General features: G+C 62.1%; 21 protein-coding genes and 3 tRNA genes. 8 read left to right on the plus strand and 16 right to left on the minus strand.

What is annotated here, in order from left to right; genetic code table 11:
* Nucleotides 1–297 (minus strand): GTP-binding protein (locus tag AC1DYO_RS28060; protein ID WP_477267649.1); only part of this gene is annotated, 297 nt, incomplete at its 3' end.
* 297 nt (nt 298–594) lie between these two features.
* On the opposite strand from AC1DYO_RS28060, the gene AC1DYO_RS28065 reads away from it, so the two are divergent.
* Nucleotides 595–1,482 (plus strand): DMT family transporter, encoded by an 888-nt coding sequence (locus AC1DYO_RS28065; protein WP_477267650.1) that lies wholly within the window; start codon nt 595–597, stop codon nt 1,480–1,482.
* A 37-nt stretch (nt 1,483–1,519) separates the two neighbouring features.
* Here the strand turns inward: AC1DYO_RS28065 and AC1DYO_RS28070 are convergent, their stop codons facing one another.
* Nucleotides 1,520–1,777, minus strand: coding sequence for a GlsB/YeaQ/YmgE family stress response membrane protein (locus tag AC1DYO_RS28070; RefSeq protein WP_477267651.1), 258 nt, complete (start codon nt 1,775–1,777; stop codon nt 1,520–1,522).
* A gap of 133 nt (nt 1,778–1,910) precedes the next feature.
* Between AC1DYO_RS28070 and AC1DYO_RS28075 the strand changes: the two genes are divergently transcribed.
* Nucleotides 1,911–2,372, plus strand: coding sequence for a YidB family protein (locus AC1DYO_RS28075; RefSeq protein ID WP_477267652.1), 462 nt, complete (start codon nt 1,911–1,913; stop codon nt 2,370–2,372).
* Here the strand turns inward: AC1DYO_RS28075 and AC1DYO_RS28080 are convergent.
* Nucleotides 2,369–3,262, minus strand: a complete 894-nt coding sequence (locus AC1DYO_RS28080) for a helix-turn-helix transcriptional regulator (protein WP_477267653.1) — start codon at nt 3,260–3,262, stop codon at nt 2,369–2,371. The two genes, AC1DYO_RS28075 and AC1DYO_RS28080, sit on opposite strands and share 4 nt — an antisense overlap.
* Nucleotides 3,263–3,362: 100 nt before the next feature.
* Between AC1DYO_RS28080 and AC1DYO_RS28085 the strand changes: the two genes are divergently transcribed.
* Nucleotides 3,363–3,752: a VOC family protein gene (locus tag AC1DYO_RS28085; RefSeq protein WP_477267654.1), complete on the plus strand. Its 390-nt coding sequence runs from the start codon at nt 3,363–3,365 to the stop codon at nt 3,750–3,752.
* 16 nt (nt 3,753–3,768) lie between these two features.
* Here AC1DYO_RS28085 and AC1DYO_RS28090 read toward each other — a convergent pair.
* The 3 genes from AC1DYO_RS28090 to AC1DYO_RS28100 form a co-directional block, all read right to left on the minus strand.
* Nucleotides 3,769–3,842 (minus strand) — tRNA-Gly (locus AC1DYO_RS28090).
* Nucleotides 3,843–3,869: 27 nt separating this feature from the next.
* Nucleotides 3,870–3,954: transfer RNA gene (locus AC1DYO_RS28095), tRNA-Tyr, on the minus strand.
* Nucleotides 3,933–4,172, minus strand: coding sequence for a hypothetical protein (locus AC1DYO_RS28100; protein ID WP_477267655.1), 240 nt, complete (start codon nt 4,170–4,172; stop codon nt 3,933–3,935). Before AC1DYO_RS28100 ends, AC1DYO_RS28095 begins: the two co-directional genes overlap by 22 nt.
* On the opposite strand from AC1DYO_RS28100, the gene AC1DYO_RS28105 reads away from it, so the two are divergent.
* Complete coding sequence (locus AC1DYO_RS28105; RefSeq protein ID WP_477267656.1) at nt 4,165–5,019, plus strand: TrmH family RNA methyltransferase; 855 nt, start codon at nt 4,165–4,167, stop codon at nt 5,017–5,019. The two genes, AC1DYO_RS28100 and AC1DYO_RS28105, sit on opposite strands and share 8 nt — an antisense overlap.
* 132 nt (nt 5,020–5,151) lie before the next feature.
* Here AC1DYO_RS28105 and AC1DYO_RS28110 read toward each other — a convergent pair whose 3' ends face one another.
* The 3 genes from AC1DYO_RS28110 to gcl all read right to left on the minus strand — a co-directional run bounded on the left by AC1DYO_RS28110 (nt 5,152) and on the right by gcl (nt 8,880).
* Nucleotides 5,152–6,069 (minus strand): 2-hydroxy-3-oxopropionate reductase, encoded by a 918-nt coding sequence (locus tag AC1DYO_RS28110; protein ID WP_477267657.1) that lies wholly within the window; start codon nt 6,067–6,069, stop codon nt 5,152–5,154.
* A 221-nt stretch (nt 6,070–6,290) separates the two neighbouring features.
* Entirely contained in the window at nt 6,291–7,088 is a 798-nt protein-coding gene (hyi, locus tag AC1DYO_RS28115; RefSeq protein ID WP_477267658.1) for a hydroxypyruvate isomerase, read from the minus strand.
* A 10-nt stretch (nt 7,089–7,098) separates the two neighbouring features.
* On the minus strand, nt 7,099–8,880 hold the full coding sequence (gene gcl, locus AC1DYO_RS28120; RefSeq protein WP_477267659.1) for a glyoxylate carboligase: 1,782 nt from the start codon (nt 8,878–8,880) through the stop codon (nt 7,099–7,101).
* Between the two features lie 202 nt (nt 8,881–9,082).
* On the opposite strand from gcl, the gene bhcR reads away from it, so the two are divergent.
* Entirely contained in the window at nt 9,083–9,904 is an 822-nt protein-coding gene (bhcR, locus tag AC1DYO_RS28125; RefSeq protein ID WP_477267660.1) for an HTH-type transcriptional regulator BhcR, read from the plus strand.
* Nucleotides 9,905–9,909: 5 nt separating this feature from the next.
* Here the strand turns inward: bhcR and AC1DYO_RS28130 are convergent, their stop codons facing one another.
* A complete protein-coding gene (locus AC1DYO_RS28130; RefSeq protein WP_477267661.1) occupies nt 9,910–10,266 on the minus strand; it encodes a hypothetical protein in 357 nt (118 codons plus the stop codon).
* 124 nt (nt 10,267–10,390) lie between these two features.
* Between AC1DYO_RS28130 and AC1DYO_RS28135 the strand changes: the two genes are divergently transcribed.
* Nucleotides 10,391–10,810, plus strand: a complete 420-nt coding sequence (locus AC1DYO_RS28135) for a hypothetical protein (protein ID WP_477267662.1) — start codon at nt 10,391–10,393, stop codon at nt 10,808–10,810.
* A 57-nt stretch (nt 10,811–10,867) separates the two neighbouring features.
* Here the strand turns inward: AC1DYO_RS28135 and AC1DYO_RS28140 are convergent, their stop codons facing one another.
* A complete protein-coding gene (locus AC1DYO_RS28140) occupies nt 10,868–11,176 on the minus strand; it encodes a BA14K family protein (RefSeq protein WP_477267663.1) in 309 nt (102 codons plus the stop codon).
* A gap of 187 nt (nt 11,177–11,363) precedes the next feature.
* Complete coding sequence (locus tag AC1DYO_RS28145) at nt 11,364–11,531, minus strand: hypothetical protein (RefSeq protein WP_477267664.1); 168 nt, start codon at nt 11,529–11,531, stop codon at nt 11,364–11,366.
* 159 nt (nt 11,532–11,690) lie between these two features.
* Between AC1DYO_RS28145 and AC1DYO_RS28150 the strand changes: the two genes are divergently transcribed.
* Nucleotides 11,691–11,766, plus strand: a tRNA-Thr gene (locus AC1DYO_RS28150).
* Between the two features lie 118 nt (nt 11,767–11,884).
* On the opposite strand, the gene AC1DYO_RS28155 is transcribed toward AC1DYO_RS28150, so the two are convergent.
* The 4 genes from AC1DYO_RS28155 to AC1DYO_RS28170 all read right to left on the minus strand — a co-directional run bounded on the left by AC1DYO_RS28155 (nt 11,885) and on the right by AC1DYO_RS28170 (nt 15,916).
* Nucleotides 11,885–12,454: a DUF2569 family protein gene (locus AC1DYO_RS28155; RefSeq protein ID WP_477267665.1), complete on the minus strand. Its 570-nt coding sequence runs from the start codon at nt 12,452–12,454 to the stop codon at nt 11,885–11,887.
* 150 nt (nt 12,455–12,604) lie between these two features.
* Nucleotides 12,605–13,297, minus strand: a complete 693-nt coding sequence (locus tag AC1DYO_RS28160; protein ID WP_477267666.1) for a TetR/AcrR family transcriptional regulator — start codon at nt 13,295–13,297, stop codon at nt 12,605–12,607.
* Nucleotides 13,298–13,361: 64 nt separating this feature from the next.
* Nucleotides 13,362–14,789, minus strand: coding sequence for an amidase (locus AC1DYO_RS28165; RefSeq protein WP_477267667.1), 1,428 nt, complete (start codon nt 14,787–14,789; stop codon nt 13,362–13,364).
* Nucleotides 14,790–14,887: 98 nt separating this feature from the next.
* On the minus strand, nt 14,888–15,916 hold the full coding sequence (locus AC1DYO_RS28170; protein ID WP_477267668.1) for an extracellular solute-binding protein: 1,029 nt from the start codon (nt 15,914–15,916) through the stop codon (nt 14,888–14,890).
* Nucleotides 15,917–16,596: 680 nt separating this feature from the next.
* On the opposite strand from AC1DYO_RS28170, the gene AC1DYO_RS28175 reads away from it, so the two are divergent.
* Nucleotides 16,597–17,364 (plus strand): NAD kinase, encoded by a 768-nt coding sequence (locus AC1DYO_RS28175; RefSeq protein ID WP_477267669.1) that lies wholly within the window; start codon nt 16,597–16,599, stop codon nt 17,362–17,364.
* Nucleotides 17,365–17,545 lie beyond the last annotated feature (181 nt).

The raw sequence follows: 17,545 nt of genomic DNA on the forward strand, positions 1-17,545 counted from the left end.
AGGGATAGCGCCGTCCATCTGCGCGGCACCGGTGATCATGTTCTTCACATAGTCGGCGTGGCCGGGGCAGTCGACGTGGGCGTAGTGGCGGGCAGCCGTCTCGTATTCGACGTGAGCCGTCGAAATGGTGATGCCGCGGGCCTTCTCTTCGGGCGCCGCATCGATCTGGTCATAGCGCTTGTATTCGCCAAAATACTTCGTGATCGCCGCCGTCAGCGACGTCTTGCCATGATCGACGTGACCAATCGTGCCGATGTTCACATGAGGCTTGTTACGCTCGAATTTACCTTTTGCCATAGTCTCTTTCCTTGGACGGCCTTGACCTTCAGTTCAGTCGAATGCGGGGCGATTAGCGACTACGGCCGAAAAACACAAGTGCCTTGTGGCCGGGTGCGCTGTCCACTCGGTCCGAACCGATGATCCGATTGCGGGGATATGGCGTCGATATAGGAACGCGCGACCGGAAATGAAATGGGGGCTGCGGGCTTCAGCGCGTATCTGCAACTCCCGGCCATGTCCTGGCCCTTCCCTGCCGGATTGGCAGCCCGCGCGTGGCCCATTGCCGCTGCGGCGGCGGTCTGATTTGCTCGTCCGATGCATTTCATCCCCACCTCCATACGCGGCCCGCTGTTCATGATCGTTTCGACGGGGTCCTACCTCGTCAACGACACGATGATGAAGCTCGCCACCGCGGGATTGCCGTCCTATGAAGTGCTGTTCCTGCGCGGGGTCGCGGCCACGCTGTGGGGCATGCCGCTGCTGTTCCTGCTGGGCTATGGCAAGCAGGTCCCGTTGATCTTCGACAGGCGCGTGCTGCGCCGCAACCTGCTCGAGCTGGCGGCCATCCTTTGCTACGTGGTGGCGCTGGCCAACATGCAGATCGCCGATTCGACCGCGCTCGGGCAGATCACCCCGCTCCTGATGCTGGTCGGCTCCTCCATCCTGTTCGGCGAGCGGATCGGCGGCGTGCGCATGGCGCTGATCGGGCTCGGCTTCATCGGCGCGGTCATGGTGGCGCAGCCGACCATGGAGGGCATCTCGGTCTATGCCTTGCTGGCGCTCGGCAACGCCGCCCTGTCGGCGGCGCGCGATCTCGCCGGCAGGCGCGTTCCGGCCGAGGTACCGGGCATGATCGTCGCCATTTCCGCTGTCGTGGTGGTGCTGATCGGCGCGGGTGCCGCGCATCTGGTTTCAGAGCGCTGGGTGATGCCGGAAGCCCGTCACCTGCTTTTGATGGCCGGCGCCGGGTTCTTCCTGATCTTCGGCCACTTCTTCATCTTCATGGCCTATCGCGTCGGGCCGACCGGCGTCGTGGCGCCGTTCTACTACTGCTTTACCGTCTGGGCAGTCATTTCAGGTGTGCTGGTGTTCGGACAGTTCCCGAATGCCCTGGCCGTGTGCGGCATCCTGCTGGTGGTCGCGAGCGGACTGACGATCGTGTCGCTGGATGAACGCAAGCGCAGACTGACCGTGGTCGCATAATCCTCGCGACGACAGTCCGTGGTAGCAAGGAAGCGGCTTAAAGCGTTCGCTTGCCGGAGAACTGGTGATAGGCCCACAGCACGACCACCGAGCCGGCGACGGCAACGATCAGGCTGTAGATATTGAGGCCCGTAATACCCACGCCAAAGAGTTGACTGCAGATCACCCCGCCGACGATGGCGCCGACAATACCAAGCGCGATGTCCATGATTATGCCCTGGCCGGTCTTGTTGACGATCTTGCTGCCGATAAAGCCGGCGATGGCGCCGAGGATAATCCAGCTGATGATACCCATTTTTCCTCTCCATTCCCTCGCCGGCCGATCATGGTCACATGATTGTCAAAAGCTCAAGCCAACTTGAAATTCCGACCGCCTGCACCATTCTAGCCAATGGGATCGGGCGCGGTCGCAATGGAGGATTGGATCTATGGGACTTTTTGACAACGCCGTACCCGGCGGCAACATCACCAAACCGCTGATGATCGCGCTCGGCGCGCTGCTGGTCGGAAAGATGCTGAGCGGCAGAGGTGCCGAACAGCCCGACGAGCCCGCCCAGCCTCAAACGCCCGCCCCCACCGGTACCACCGCCTCCGGCGACGGCGGCCTGCTCGGCGGACTGGGCGGTCTGCTCGACAAGTTGAAAGACGCTGGCCAGGGCAACGTCGCCGACTCGTGGGTCGGAACCGGCCAAAACCAGCCGATCAACGCCAATGATCTTGGCAGAGCAATCGGTCCGCAGGTCATCCGCGAGATCGCGCAAAGGACCGGGCTCGACGAGCAGGAACTGCTCAAACAATTGTCCACCGCCCTGCCCGGCATCGTCGACAAGCTGACGCCGAACGGCCAGGTGCCGCAGCAACACCAGGTCGCGTCGGCTTTCAACAACTAGGGCGCCGCTTTCGCTCCAGCATCTTCAGCCAAGACGCCCGGCACCGCCTTGCGGTTGTCGGGCGTCGCTTCGACCAGCACCGCGAACCGCCCGGCGGTCGCTGGATCGACCGGCGTATAAACGGAAACCGAAAAATCGCTGTCGCGGCCGCCCGGTTGCAGCGTCGCGAAATCGAACGCCATCTCGCCGGCGACAGGGTGCCGGATGGACTTCCGCCAGATCGGCGGCTCGGCGATGTCGCGGCTGTTCCAGCAGGTGGCGAACGCTTCGCTCGCCGCTTCCAGGGACGAAATCAATGCGGCCAGCACCGGATCGCGGGTCATGGCCACGGTGGCGAGGCGGAATTGCGCAACGGCCGAGCGGGAAACCTCCGGCCAATCGACAAAGCGCTGTCGCCATTCCAAGTCGAGAAACAGCCGGGCGAGCAGGCTGCCGGACCACTCATCATCGGGCTCGAAATCCCCGAGCAGCACCGTCGCCGGGTGGTTCCAGGCAACGACCTGCCAATAGCGGTTGACGATGTAGGCCGGATGCGGCGCCAGCCCTTCGAGCAGGTTCAAAAGCGGCAGGCTGGGCAGGCCTTGCTCGCCGAGGCGGTTTCGCCAGTCGAGATCGGGGCGTGCCAGTTGGAACAGATAGGCCTGCTCGGATCGGCTCAGCTTCAGCACCCGCGCCAGCGAGCGAAGCACTTGCGGTGATGCGTTCACCTCCCGTCCCTGCTCCAGCCAGGTATACCAGGTGGTGCTGATCCCCGCCTCGGCTGCAACCTCTTCACGGCGAAGGCCCGGCGCCCTGCGGCGGCTGTTGGCGCCATCGCTCCGTGGCAGACGGTCCCGCCGCTCACGCAGGAAGCGGGCAAGCTCGTCGTGGCGGGCACCCTGGTCCGTCATGCTATCACCCTCAATACCAGTATAAGCTATAGTCTTGTACCCCTTTAAAGGGAAGTTAGTTTGCGAGCGATCGCAACATAAGCCCAAGGGACACCCTGCAATGAACGCACTGCGCGAAATCCGTCGGATCGACTACACCGTCATCTTTGCCCGTGACACGGCTGCCATGCGCCACTTCTACGGAGATGTGATGGGATTTGAGCTGCAGCGCGAGCTGGGCGAAAGCTGGATCGAATACCGGGTCGGCCCGAACACGCTGGCGCTGACCAGCCTCGGCATGATGTTCAATGACACGCCGCAGCAGAAGGACGCGCTGTCGCTGCAGCTGGCGTTCCGGGTCGTACCGGAGATGGTGGCGGCCTGCGCCGAGGCCCTCCAGGCCAAGGGCGTGCAGCCGGTCCTGCCACTCACCGACCAGGAATGGGGTCACAGGACGGTGTTCTTCCGCGATCCTGACGGCAACGTCGTGGAGATATTCGCTGAGATTTGAGCCTTGGTGGGAAGTTTGGAGCGGGTAGCGGGAATCGAACCCGCATATTCAGCTTGGAAGGCTGCTGCTCTACCACTGAGCTATACCCGCATCGTCCTGGGGCTCGCGGGCTGGCAGTGGTGGAGAGGGTTGGATTCGAACCAACGTAAGCTAAGCTAACGGATTTACAGTCCGTCCCCTTTAACCACTCGGGCACCTCTCCAGCCTGCCGTCGAAGCCTTGCAACGAGGCATTCTCGCCGATCAGGTCGAAACCAAGGTTTTGTCCGAAATCAGCGAAGCGCCTTATGGCGGCAAGGCCAGTGGGTGTCAACCGCACCTCTGGGCAAAATGCGCTGAAATTGACAGCCTGCCCGGCAAGCCGGCTTTCTGCCTGTATCCACGGCCCGGCGACGCGGCTATAGAAGCCGGCCATGAGCAATGACAACACGCCCAAGACCGCCAAAGACACCCATTACGCCAAGCTGCGTCGCGCCCACCGCGACGAGAAGGCCGGCGGCGCGCCTGCCTTCCGGCCGCGCCAGCCGGTGCCACCGGGCGAGAATGCCGCCGACGGGTTGGTGCGGCTTTATGGCCTGCATACGGTGCGGGCTGCGCTCGACAACCCGCGCAGGCGGATCAAAAAGATGCTGGTGACGCGCAACGCCGCCGAGAGGCTGGCGATCGCCGACCTCGCCGCTCTGCCGTTCAAGGCCGAGTTGGTCGAGCCGAAGGACATCGACAAGGTCACCGGGTCGGACGCCGTGCATCAGGGCGTGCTGATCGAGGCCGAGCCACTGAAGCCGAAGCGCCTCGACGCGCTCGGCGACACGAAACTGGTGCTGGTGCTTGACCAGGTCACCGACCCGCACAATGTCGGCGCCATCCTGCGCTCGGCCGTCGCCTTCGGCGCCGGCGCGTTGATCACCACGGCCCGCCACAGCCCGCAGGAATCCGGCGTGCTGGCAAAATCGGCCTCCGGCGCGCTGGAGCATATCGACCAGATCGAGGTGAAGAACCTGGCCGACGCGCTGGCACAGCTGCACGAAGCCGGCTTCCAGACCATCGGCCTCGATTCGGACGGCCCGGCGGAGCTCGAAACGAGTTTTTCAGGCGAGAAGATCGCGCTGGTGCTGGGCGCCGAAGGCAAAGGCCTGCGCCAGAAGACGCGCGAGACGGTGACGACGCTCGCCCGCCTCGACATGCCCGGCGCCATCCGCTCGCTCAATGTGTCGAACGCAGCGGCGGTGAGCCTTTATGCGGCGCGGGCTTTCCTGAAATGCAACTGAGCCGGAAGCGGCAGGCCGCCGGCCAAGAGATATGACGAAACGAGAAACGGGCTCCGGCGACGGACGCAGGAACCCGTTCTCTGATCGGACAAGAGTTGGCGGCTTGGGAACGTTGCGCCGCCCTCTCCTGACCTATGCTGCCTTGCCTTTGGCTTCGGTTGCTTCGCTACCGACCTCGAAATTGGCCATCCGCTCGAGCGCGCGCACCAGCGCCGAGTGATCTTCTTTCGCCCCGCCATTGGCGGCGCATGAGTTGAAGAGCTGCTGCGTCGTCGAGGTGTTGGGCAGCGAGACCCCAAGCGCCTTGGCGCCTTCCAGCGCCAGGTTGAGGTCCTTCTGGTGCAGTTCGATACGAAAGCCCGGCGCGAAGGTGCGCTTGACCATGCGTTCGCCATGCACTTCGAGAATGCGCGAGGCCGCCAGCCCGCCCATCAGCGCCTGCCTGACCTTGGCCGGGTCGGCGCCGGCTTTTGAGGCAAAGACCAGCGCTTCGGCAACGGCTTCGATGGTCAGCGCGACGACGATCTGATTGGCGACCTTGGTGGTCTGGCCGACGCCGTTCGGCCCGACAAGCGTGATGTTCTTGCCCATTTTCTCGAACACGGGTTTGGCGCGCTCAAAGGCCTTGTCCTCGCCACCAACCATGATGGTCAGCGATGCCGCCTTGGCGCCAACCTCGCCACCCGACACCGGCGCATCGAGATAGTCGCAGCCGAGATCGTTGATCTTTTTGGCAAAGATCTTGGTCTCGATCGGCGAGATCGAGCTCATGTCGATGACCAGCTTGCCCTTGCTGAGGCCCGACGCCACGCCATTATCGCCGAACAGCACGTCGGCCACCTGCGGTGTGTCGGGCACCATGGTGATGACGATGTCGGCGGCTTTCGCCACTGCGGCATGGCCGGTAACGGTCTTCATGCCCTTGGCGACGAGATCGGCCGGCGGCTTCGAGCGATGGTCGCTGGCGATGACGGTGTAGCCGGCATCGAGCAGATGCCCGGCCATCGGCGCGCCCATGATGCCGAGGCCGATGAAGCCGATGGTTTCCATAGTTTTTCTCCTTTTGTTGAGGCCGAGTTCCTTCGCGCCCCCCTCTGGCCTGCCGGCCATCTCCCCCACAAGGAGGGAGATCGGATGTCATCTCGGCTTTCGCCAATCTCCAACGTTGTGGAAGTGAGCGATACACCGAAGCTGCCAATCTCCCCACAAGTGGGGGAGATGGCCGGCAGGCCAGAGGGGGGCGCGAAGGATCGCGACTTCAATTGCAACAGCTAAGCCGCAGCGCTCCCCTGCCCGTTAAGCTCCCGGAACCACCCCAACCCGGCCTCCGTCCCCGCCTTCGGCTTGTATTCCGCCCCGACCCAGCCGGAATACCCAATCCTGTCGATGTGCTCGTAGAGGAAGGGATAATTGATCTCGCCCGTCCCCGGCTCGTGACGGCCGGGATTGTCCGCAAGCTGGATATGCGCGATGCGGCCAAGGTTAGCCTCGATGGTACGGGCGAGATCCCCCTCCATGATCTGCATGTGATAAATGTCGTATTGCAGGAACAGGTTCTTCGATCCGACGCGGTCGATCAGCGCCAGCGCCTGCTCCGAAGTGTTCAGGAAAAAGCCCGGAATATCGCGGGTGTTGATCGGCTCGATCAAAAGCCGGATGCCGGCCTGCTCCAGCTTCTCGGCCGCGAACGCCAGATTCTCGGCAAAGGTGTTTTCCAGCACGGAACGGTCGACACCTTGCGGCGCGATACCGGCGAGGCAATTGACCTGCTCGCAGCCGAGCGCGTGGGCATAAGAGATCGCCTTGGCGATGCCTTGCCGGAATTCCGGTACGCGGTCGGGCAGGACGGCGATACCGCGCTCGCCCTTTGCCCAGTCGCCGGCCGGCAGGTTGAACAACACCTGGCTGAGGCCGTTCTTTTTCAGCCGCGCCGCGACCACGTCAGGCGCATGGTCGTAGGGGCCGATATATTCGATACCCTTGAAGCCGGCGCGGGCGGCGGCATCGAAACGGTCGAGGAAATCGTGCTCACCAAAGAGCATCGACAGATTGGCTGAAAAACGCGGCATTCTTTTCTCCCTAGTCGAGCATCACGATCGCCGTCGGCGCGTCCTCATGGTTTTCGGCAAGGTCCTCGAATTCGGTGATCTTGTCGATTTCCGTGCCCATGGAAATGTTGGTGACCCGCTCGAGGATGAATTCGAGCACAACCGGCACCTGATGTTCTTTCATCAGCCGCTGCGCTTCCTTGAACGCGCCGGCAAATTCCTCCGGCTTCCTCACCCGGACCGCCTTGCAGCCCATGGCTTCGGCGACCGCGACATGGTCGACGCCGTAGCCGGCCTCTGGATCGTTGGCGCGGTTGACGTTCTCGAAGGCCAGGCTGACCTCGAAATCCATGGAAAAGCCGCGCTGCGCCTGGCGGATCAGGCCGAGATAGGCGTTGTTCACGACGACATGGATGTAGGGCAATTTATGCTGCGCACCGGCCGCCAGTTCCTCGATCATGAACTGGAAGTCGTAGTCACCCGACAACGCCACGATGGTGCGATCCGGGTCGGCGGCGCGCACGCCAAGGGCCGCCGGCAGCGTCCAGCCGAGCGGGCCGGCCTGGCCGCAATTGATCCAGTTGCGCGGCTTGTAGACATGCAGGAACTGCGCCCCAGCGATCTGCGACAAGCCGATCGTGGTGACATAGGTGGTGTCGCGGCCGAACGCCTTGTTCATCTCCTCATAGACGCGCTGCGGTTTCAGCGGCACCTGCTCGAAATGCGTCTTGCGCTTCATCGTCTTCTTGCGGGCCTGGCATTCCTTCGCCCAGCCCGACCAGTCGCGCAGCTTGCCCGCCGTCTTCCATTCGGTGGCGACGTCAAGCAGGATCTTCAGTGCCGCACCGGCATCCGAGACGACGCCGAGATCCGGCGCGAAAACCCGGCCGATCTGCGTCGGCTCGATATCGACATGGATGAACTTCTTGCCCTTGGTGTAGACATCAACCGAACCGGTATGGCGGTTGGCCCAGCGATTGCCGATGCCGAAGACGAAATCGGCTTCCAGCATCGTCGCATTGCCGTAGCGATGCGACGTCTGCAGCCCGCACATGCCGGCCATCAGCCGGTGATCGTCGGGGATCGCGCCCCAGCCCATCAGCGTCGGGATGACCGGCACACCGGTGATTTCGGCGAATTCGATCAGAAGATCCGACGCATCGGCATTGATGATACCGCCGCCGGCGACGATCAGCGGCTTTTCCGCCGCGTTGAGCATCGCCAGCGCCTTTTCGGCCTGGGCGCGCGACATTGCCGGCTTGAACGGGACAAGCGGCTCATAGGCGTCGATGTCGAACTCGATCTCGGCCAACTGGACATCCACCGGCAGGTCGATCAGCACCGGACCCGGCCGCGATGAGCGCATCAGGTGAAATGCCTTCTGCAGCGCCATCGGCACGAGATAGGGCTCCATGACGGTGACGGCCCATTTGGCGACCGGTGCTGCGATGGCGGCTATGTCGACGGCCTGGAAATCCTCCTTGTTCAGCCGCGCCCGCGGCGCCTGCCCAGTGATGCACAGGATCGGGATCGAATCCGCCGCCGCCGAATAGAGCCCGGTGATCATGTCGGTGCCGGCCGGGCCGGATGTGCCGATGCAGAGGCCAATGTTGCCCGCCTTGGCCCGCGTGTAACCTTCGGCCATATGCGACGCCGCCTCGACATGGCGCGCCAGTATATGGCGGATCGAGCCCCTCGCCTTCAGCGCCGAATAGAACGGGTTGATCGCCGCGCCCGGCACGCCGAAGCCGCAGGAAATGCCTTCCTTTTCGAGAACGAGAACCGCTGCATCGACAGCGCGCATCCTGGCCATGTCCAGCCTCCGCAAATGTGTTGATGGCCAAGGATGGCAGCGTTCTCACCATTTTTCAATTTTTTCAGAATATTTTTTCATTTCTAGAAAACGACGACTGCTCACTGATTTTATTGAGTTTTCCGTTTTCCAGAATCCGGCGGCACAAACCAGTGAAAAACTTTTTCATTGCTTGTTTGGCGAAATCGGCAAGAATGGAACCATGGAAACGACCGAAAAACGCCAGCGCGGCCGTCCGCGCGCTTTCAACGGCCCCTCCGAGGCCGCTTCGGTGCAGTCGCTCGACCGGGCGCTGCGCATCCTGGCCATCGTCGCCGAGGGCGCTGGCCTGTCGCTGAGCGAGATCGCCGCGCAAAGCGGTCTCGCCGCGTCCACCGCCTACCGCATGCTGACGACGCTGCAGAACCACGGCATGGTCGAGTTCGAAAGCACCGACCAACTGTGGTCGATCGGCGTCGAGACCTACCGCATGGGCGCTGCGTTCCTGCGCCGCCGCAAGCTGGTCGACCGCGCCCGCATCGTCATGCAGGAGTTGATGGAGAAAACCGGCGAGACCGCCAATCTCGGCGTCGCCGAGGACGACTGCGTCGTCTTCGTCAGCCAGGTCGAAACGCATCAGGCAATCCGCGCCTTCTTCCGGCCGGGCACGCGCAGCTCGTTTCATGCCTCGGGCATCGGCAAGGCGGTGCTGGCGCATCTGGAGCCCGAGCGTGTTGGCGCGATCCTGCGCAAGGCCGGGCTGGAGCGCTTTACCGAAAACACGCTGTCCGACATCTCCGCGCTGGCCCACGATTTGGTGAGGATCAAGCTGCGCGGCTGGTCGGTCGACGACGAGGAACGGCATCCCGGCATGCGCTGCGTCGCCGCCGCGATCTTCAACGAGTTCGGCGAGCCGATCGGCGGCGTTTCGGTGTCCGGCCCGACGGTTCGGGTAACGCCGGAGCGACTGGACGAGATTGGGCCGCTGGTGCGTGACGCGGCGGCCGAGGTGACCAAGATGATTGGCGGACATAAGTCCGGCTGACCTGACTAAGCCCCGACCAGCGTGCTCCTCGCCGACACCTCGAAGACATCGAGCAGAATCGCCAGCCCGACGCCGCAGGCGGTCAGGATGATGCCGGCCATGAAGATGCGGTTGGCGCGTTCGTAGATTGGCCGGCGGAGCGAATCCAGGTCGAGCAGCAGCGACAGCGCCCGCATCTGCAGGGCGATGCCAACCAGGATCGGCACCACGGCAAGCAGATGATGGAGTTGCCACGGTATCGGGTTGGCCGCCCAATGGGTGACGAAACCCAGCGAGAACGCCAGCAGAATGCCGACGGTTGTGACCGTGCCATTGCGGAAAACCGGCTCGATCAGGTCTTCCTTCGGGTCCTGCTCGTCCAAACCACCCTCCCCTCAATTGGCGCTCGGGTGGCAGACTAGACTTTCGCAAAATCGCTGTACATCGCCGGCCACATGGACGTTGCCCGTCTTGCCGCGGCTTTCGCAGGCATGCAAAAAGGCGAGCATGCGGAAAACGGTCCAGCTTTTGCTCTTCGCTTCGCTTTGCGGTTGCGTGGCGACGACACCGCCGCGACCTGAACCCGCCGCGAGCCAGCGCGCCGATCCCATTGCGGTCTCGCTCGCCCTGGAGGAGACCATCACCATTGGCGTGCGCCAGCACTTGAAAAACCCGGTGGCGGCGAGGTTCGGACCCATACTTGCCGGTGAGCGCACAGTGAACGGCCGCAAAGAGATCGTGGTATGCGGCTCTGTCGATGACAAGAACGCTGCGGGCGGCTCTGCTGACTATGAGCCTTTCCTGGGCAAGATTTACCCGGATGCCGACAACAGCTTCGAACTCGCCGCAATGGGCAACACGTCGCAAGGCGGGATTGTGGGTGTTTGCCGCGCGGCAGGGTTGCCGATCGACACGCGGAAATCCTAGCGTGAACAATGAAAAAGGGGCTGTGGAGCCCCTTCTTCATTGCCTGAAACCGAACTGTTAGAGGCGGCAGTAGTGGCTGTAGCCGTCGTAGCCGACATAGGTGTCGGAGTACGGATCGTAGCTGGCATAGCGGTTGGCGCAGCGGCGGACGTGCCAGGAACCACCCTCGTCGTCGACATAGACGGTGCGCGGCTGCTGGTTGAGCAGGCTGCCGAGCACGAAGCCGCCAACGCCGGCGGCGATGCCGATGCCGATTTCGCGGTTGTGGTGATGGCTGTGGGCGGCCGAGGGCTGGACGGTGCCGACCAGCGAAGTGGCGGCGACAGTACTGGCGATAAGGGCAGAAGCGATTTTGCGCGTGAACATGACGATCTCCTTGTTTCGTTGGGAGAGGCGATCCATCCGCCTCTTGATCATCTGTCGTTTCGGCGCGGAAAAAGGTTCGAAGGGTTTTGAAGATTTCTTCTGGAGCCGGAAAAATCTGCTGCGGTCGAGGTTTCATCACGCGCAAAATCTTCCCGTCACAGCGCTGAAATCCCGTACTGCCTACTGCCTACCCCATGCCCGTGACATGCCGCAGCCAGAAAGCCAGCACGACGAAACCGACGATGGTGGCGACGCCGGTCCAGTCGATATTGGCGCTCTTCACATCCTTGATGAGCTTCACCACGAGAAACCAGGCGATGACGACAAGCGGCAGGATGATGACAAATCTAATCATGCGACACCCCGTTCGATGCGGTTGCACCTCTCCAATATGTAGGAAGCCCATTGGCGGTTTTTAGCATGGCGGCCCGTCTCGCCTCGGCAGGGTTCATTAGCAATCGAAAACGGAGTTTTGTCTTTACTGGCGCAACAAATATGCTAACCGGAGCGCCGTGCCCTTGTAGCTCAGCTGGTAGAGCAGCGGTTTTGTAAACCGAAGGTCGGCGGTTCGATTCCGTCCGGGGGCACCACCCTTCGCTCTTCGAGCTTCGGGTGGCAAGCCACCTGAAGCTCGAAGAGCGAAGGAGTGTCCTCCGAACCTTGGCGAACGGAGAACCGCCGCCACGCGAAGAGCTGAACTCCTCGCCTTTATTGGAAGGCAGTCGCGATCTCCGCATTTGCCGCAGCCCTGTCGAAGGTGTTTCTGACCCTGACGGAGTTGTAGACGTAGGCAACCCAAATTCCGGTCACCACGAAGGAAACTGTCGGCTTGACCAGGGCATCTCCCGCAAGGACCTGGCTCACCGGAACCTTGATAAGAGTGGAGATCCAAATGACGTCGACCAGGAACACGACCGGTATTGCAAACCACTGGAGGAGGAACAGCTTCTTGAAACGGGGACTGCGCCGGAACATGGCAATGAGAACAACCAGCTGAAGCACCAGAAATGCCAGCAACAAGGCGATCTCGCCATAAGTCGCCAAGGGACCATTGGGCAGCGCCATGAGCTGCTGATAGCCCTCGATCGAATTGCCGAATTCGGCCAGTGTGCGCAATGGCGACAAGGTCTGACCGATTGCCAGCAGCAAAAGCCACCCTCCAAACCCCACCAGATCAGTCGAATTCTGTGATGGCCTGCGTGCTGACCGGACAGCGAAAAATACAGGCACTCCGATCAGCAGCAGCAGGATCACCCAATGCCAAATTGAAAACTGCACCCACCCCTCCATCAATACACCCTGAAGTTGTACCATATTCTGGATTCAACTCAATAGGGACATTGTATGACGCCGGCGCGAGTTGATCGATGGGTATCTGGCGCGCAGAAGCGCCAGGCCGGCTGTTAACGGCGGTAGCGCCCTAACAGATCAACGCATCACCTCAAAATGCCGTGGAAATGCCTGATGCAGCAGGAGCAGCATGGTCTTGCGCAGCACGTCGGTGTCGCGGCCGGACGGGTTGAGGTGATCCCAATACCAGGCGCCGTGAACCAGATAGTTCAGGCTCTCCGACAGCGTGTGGATGTCGACGCCGGTGTAGCCGCCGCGCTGCGAAATCTCGATCAACAGGTCACGGGCTTCGGCGGTGTAGGCGAGATCGCTGGGCAGGCCGATCTCGTTGTACAGCTGCATGCTCTTGCGGTCGCTGGAGAACACGACGAACACCGAAACCCATTTCGGATGCAGGCGGGCAAAGCGCTGCGCGCAGTCGACCGCGCCCAGGACCCGCTCGACCGGCGACAGGCCGGGCGCCCGCACCAGCGTCAGCCACAGCGCATCATATTGGTCGCTGAGATACTGCAGCACGGCCCGGAACAGGTTCTCCTTGCTGCGAAAATGAAAGACGACCAGCGCGTTGGACGAGCCGACATGCTCGGCGATGCGCTGCATGGTGACGCTGGCCAGGCCTTCATCCGCGATGAGTTCGATAGTGGCATCGATGATGCGCTGTATGCTCGCTTCGCCGCGTTCGCGCCGACGGTCCTTGGGCGCGGCGTCGTTTGCCGCACCCTTGGCTGCCTTGTCTTTTCCCGCATCCGCGGTGGCTTTGCGTTGCGCCATCGTCGTCAAGCCTTTCCTCGACGGTCAGAACATCCCGCCTTTGCTACGCCGGCTCGTCGCGGACTCAAAGCGACGGGCGTGTCCCGGCGTTTGCATACCACTGACCCCGAGCCGTCTCATAGGCCATACCCGCTCGGAACACGTCGGCGTCGCTATAGGTGCGGCCGACAATCTGGATGCCAGTCGGCACACCGTTGGCGGCGCGGCCCGACGGCACGGACAGAACCGGGCAGCGGCTCAGCATGTTGAACGGCGTCGTCATCACCCAGCCCAGCGACGGGTTTACTTGCTTGCCATTGATCTCGACCTTGCCTTTGGTCTGGTCGAATTCCGCCGGCACCGCGGGAAGCGCGTTTGTGGGGCAGATCAGCACATCGTATTTTTCCAGCAATGGCCCCAGCGTCTGGTACATCCTGGCCGCTACGTCCAGGGTCGCGACAAAATCCGTCGCCTTCGACTTCTGCCCATCCTCGGCAAACTGTCTGGCGTAGCTGGTCATGTCCTTGCCTTGCCTGGCAAGCAGCGGCGACAGCGAGGCGCCGAAGAGATGCTCCAGATAGGCCATGCCGGCCTTCAACACCTCGTCGCCCCAGCCGAGATCGACCTCCTCGACCGTGGCGCCAAGCGAGCGGAACACGTCACAGGCGGCGAGCGTGTTCTTGCGTACCTCAGGGTCAACCTCAAAAAATCCAAGGTCCATGGAGAAAGCGATCTTCCAGCCCTTGATAGGCTTGTAGTCGAGCGGCAGACGCAGTTTTGGGCGAAGCGTGGCGATGTCGAGCGGGCTCGGGCCAGCCATGACGTTCTGCAACAGGATCGCATCTGTAACATTCCGCGCCAGCGGCCCGGTGTGGCAGTAGAAATCGAGGTTGAAGGGCGGCTCGTCCGGGTTGCGGCCGTAAGGCGGCTTGAAGCCGACCAGGCCGCAGGCCGAGGCAGGGATGCGGATCGACCCGGCAATGTCCGAGCCGGTGGCGATCGACGATGTGCCGGACGCCAGCGTTGCGGCCGAACCACCCGACGACCCGCCCGGCGTAAAATCCGGATTCCACGGGTTGCGGGTCACGCCCCATCGCTTCGACCAGGTATAGCCGGCGCAGCTGAATTCCGGCGTTGCGGTGCGGGCGTGCACAATGCCTCCGGCCTTCATAACACGCTCGTTCATCGTCGAGGTATGGCCGCCAATGGCGTCCTTCGACAGCAGCGACCCATGCGAGGTCGGCTTGCCCTTGATGTAGCTCTCGTCCTTGATGCCGATCGGCAGGCCCTCGAGCGCACCAGTCTTGGCGCCTTTGGCGTATTTCGCCTCGGCTTTTCTGGCGAGATCCATCGCCTCGTCGAAATGCGTGAAGGTGAAGCAGTTGATCGTCGCCTTGGTCGCCTCGGCGCGATCGATGGTCGCCTGCATCAACTCCACAGGCGAAAGTTTCTTCGCCTTGAACAGCCGCAACGCCTCGCTGGCCGGCATGTAGCAAAGGTCGAGATCGGACATCAAAAATCTCCCGCGGCGGCTGGACCGCATCTGGCATGAAGGGATGGTCGGGCCGCGKGGCGGCCCGATGGTGTGGTCAAGTTCGGCTGGCGGCGCGGCTATTTCTGCAGGTCGGTCCAGATCCTGGTGTAGAGCGCCTGGATGTCGGCGGGGCAGGCCGGCATGAACTGGCCCTTGTCGGCAAATTCGGCTGGAACGTCCACTTCGGGCGCCCCTTTCATGTCGTCCGGCAGGAAGGGCTCGGAGCCCTTGATGCCATTGGCGTAGTGCGCGAAAGCCGAGATCAGCGCGGCGTTCTTGGGGTCCATGATGAAATTCTGGAAAAGCTTGGCGTTCTCGACATTCTTGGCGTCCTTGAGCACCGCGACATTGTCCATCCAGATCGGAAAGCCTTCTTTGGGGTAGCCGTAGACGATCTTGTCGTTTTGCAGCCGTTGGCGCAGCGATATGCCGTTCCAGTTGACGCCGGCGGCAATGTCGCCCCGGCCCAGGCCATCGACGGCAGCGTAGTCGAGCGACAGCCATTTGCCCTTCGCCTCGACCAGCTTGTCATGCACCTTCTTCAGCAGCACTTTGTCGTCGGTGCAGTACTTGCCGCCCTCATAGGCAATGGCGAGGAACATGATGTCCCCCATTTCGGGCACGACATTGATCTTGCCGACGAGCTCCGGCGGCGGGTCGAGGAAAAGCGCCGAGGTGTTCGGGTCGCCGGCATAGACCGATTTGTTGACCGAGATCCCGGTTGTGCCCCATTGCCACGGCACTGAGTATTTGCGGCCCGGATCGAACGGCACGTCGACCCATTTCGGATCGACGTTTTTGAAATTCTCCATCGTGTTGGGATCAGTTTCCAGCAGCAGGCCTTCGCTGATCCAGATCGGCATGACACTGGCCGAGGGCACGACGATGTCATAGCCGGAAGCGCCCTGGCGGACCTTGGCCAAAGCGGTGTCATTGGAATCGTAGTCGGTGACGGTGACCTTGACCTTGTAGGTCTCCTCGAACTTCTTGATCAGGTCCGGGCTGGTGTAGTTGCCCCAATTGTAGATTTGGAGCTCGCCATCGGCGCGGGCCATGCCGGTCATGGCGAGCAGAGCGAGCGCTGTCGCGGTCGATTTCAGATGCATGCTTATTGTCTCCCATTGTCGGGACCGGCGGGATTGCCGCCTCGAGTCCGTATGTTCCCTTCGTACTGGTGGCCATTCACCGGCGGATGCCGGCTGACCAACTCGGTATGTCCGCAACGGTATTAATTACTAAACATACAGTCAATATCTTTTTGCTGGCATGGCGACAGGCATCGGCCAGACCTCTGGGACGCATGGTCGATGCCGTCAAACCTGCAGATTGTCAGGCAGTGGGTGATGGATTGCAGCCGCTTAGTCGGCGGATCGGCTGCGCTTTCAGCCTACAAAGCGTTTTGCGGGCATGGCATGCCGGCGTCGCCGCAGCGCGAGGCCGTCGGCCTCGAACTCATGTCCTCGGACTGTCGCACAAGTTCGGCGAAGAGAAGGGCGAAACTTCCCAGCATGAGGAAGACGATAATCAGGCGTGTCACCGGCAATAGACAGGTCTCGACTGGCTAGCCCCCCAGCCACCCATCCTCTGCCGGCTAACATGATCGATCGGACTTTACGAGTGTTTAAGCTTGCTCTTAACCATCACATTCGCCGCTCCGGCGACATGAAGCGAGAGAAGCCGCTTTTCGCGCTGCCACAGCCCTGGCGGAACCGGATGCTGCCTCCCTTTGCAGACGCGCCTGCCCATGCTACCCCACGCAACCGCCGCCGACCGCCATCGGGAAGTCATGAGCAAACCCAGTCTCGCCTTCGTTTCCTCCGACACTGCCGATGCCAAGGCGGCGATGGAGAGCCTGTCGGCCCGCTATGGCCAGGCCTCCTTCGACGATGCCGAGGTGGTGGTGGCTCTCGGTGGCGACGGCTTCCTGCTGCAGACCTTGCGCGACACGATGAGCACGGGAAAGAAGGTCTACGGCATGAACCGTGGCACCATCGGCTTCCTGATGAACGAATACCGCGTCGGCGGCCTCACCGAGCGCATCGCCGCCGCCGTCGCCGAAACGATCCGCCCGCTGGAGATGCTGGCGGTGACGCATGAGGGCGAGACGGTTTCGGCACTTGCCATCAACGAGGTGGCGCTGTGGCGCCAATCCTACCAGACGGCAAAGATCCGCATCACCGTCGACGAGCAGATCCGCATCGAGGAACTGAACTGCGACGGCGTGATGATCGCAACACCGGCCGGCTCCACCGCCTACAATCTGTCGGCGCACGGGCCGATCCTGCCGCTCGACGCGCCGCTGCTCGCGCTGACCCCGGTCAGCCCGTTCCGGCCACGCCGTTGGCGGGGTGCCCTGTTGTCCAACAAGGCAACCGTTCGCTTCGATATTCTGGAGCCGGAGAAGCGCCCGGTGAACGCCGCCGCCGACCACACCGAGGTCAAGGCGGTGGCATCCGTCACGGTTCGGGAATCACTGAGCGCGACGGCGACACTGCTGTTTGACCCCAACCATTCGTGGAACGAACGCATTCTCGCCGAGCAATTTCGCTATTGAGCCGGCGCAAAGATTGACTACCTGATTAAGCATCGCGATTAAGCTTACGTTTTCACAATCGTGCCAATCTCGCCCGTTTCTGTTGACAAATCGCGGGCTTGCGCCTAATCGCAATACCAATCTTGCAGGCACGCTGTGCTTGCCGCGACGGATGCCGTTGCGCTTCCCCGAACCAGCCAAA

This window comes from Mesorhizobium sp. P2_F5 (assembly GCF_056403715.1).

Bases quoted from the DNA above. Each gene is read 5' to 3' on its own strand.
- AC1DYO_RS28065 (WP_477267650.1), top strand. From the start codon at position 595: ATGCATTTCATCCCCACCTCCATACGCGGCCCGCTGTTCATGATCGTT.
- AC1DYO_RS28070 (WP_477267651.1), bottom strand. From the start codon at position 1,777: ATGGGTATCATCAGCTGGATTATCCTCGGCGCCATCGCCGGCTTTATC.
- AC1DYO_RS28075 (WP_477267652.1), top strand. From the start codon at position 1,911: ATGGGACTTTTTGACAACGCCGTACCCGGCGGCAACATCACCAAACCG.
- AC1DYO_RS28080 (WP_477267653.1), bottom strand. From the start codon at position 3,262: ATGACGGACCAGGGTGCCCGCCACGACGAGCTTGCCCGCTTCCTGCGT.
- AC1DYO_RS28085 (WP_477267654.1), top strand. From the start codon at position 3,363: ATGAACGCACTGCGCGAAATCCGTCGGATCGACTACACCGTCATCTTT.
- AC1DYO_RS28105 (WP_477267656.1), top strand. From the start codon at position 4,165: ATGAGCAATGACAACACGCCCAAGACCGCCAAAGACACCCATTACGCC.
- AC1DYO_RS28110 (WP_477267657.1), bottom strand. From the start codon at position 6,069: ATGGAAACCATCGGCTTCATCGGCCTCGGCATCATGGGCGCGCCGATG.
- hyi (WP_477267658.1), bottom strand. From the start codon at position 7,088: ATGCCGCGTTTTTCAGCCAATCTGTCGATGCTCTTTGGTGAGCACGAT.
- gcl (WP_477267659.1), bottom strand. From the start codon at position 8,880: ATGGCCAGGATGCGCGCTGTCGATGCAGCGGTTCTCGTTCTCGAAAAG.
- bhcR (WP_477267660.1), top strand. From the start codon at position 9,083: ATGGAAACGACCGAAAAACGCCAGCGCGGCCGTCCGCGCGCTTTCAAC.
- AC1DYO_RS28135 (WP_477267662.1), top strand. From the start codon at position 10,391: ATGCGGAAAACGGTCCAGCTTTTGCTCTTCGCTTCGCTTTGCGGTTGC.
- AC1DYO_RS28140 (WP_477267663.1), bottom strand. From the start codon at position 11,176: ATGTTCACGCGCAAAATCGCTTCTGCCCTTATCGCCAGTACTGTCGCC.
- AC1DYO_RS28145 (WP_477267664.1), bottom strand. From the start codon at position 11,531: ATGATTAGATTTGTCATCATCCTGCCGCTTGTCGTCATCGCCTGGTTT.
- AC1DYO_RS28160 (WP_477267666.1), bottom strand. From the start codon at position 13,297: ATGGCGCAACGCAAAGCCACCGCGGATGCGGGAAAAGACAAGGCAGCC.
- AC1DYO_RS28165 (WP_477267667.1), bottom strand. From the start codon at position 14,789: ATGTCCGATCTCGACCTTTGCTACATGCCGGCCAGCGAGGCGTTGCGG.
- AC1DYO_RS28170 (WP_477267668.1), bottom strand. From the start codon at position 15,916: ATGCATCTGAAATCGACCGCGACAGCGCTCGCTCTGCTCGCCATGACC.
- AC1DYO_RS28175 (WP_477267669.1), top strand. From the start codon at position 16,597: ATGAGCAAACCCAGTCTCGCCTTCGTTTCCTCCGACACTGCCGATGCC.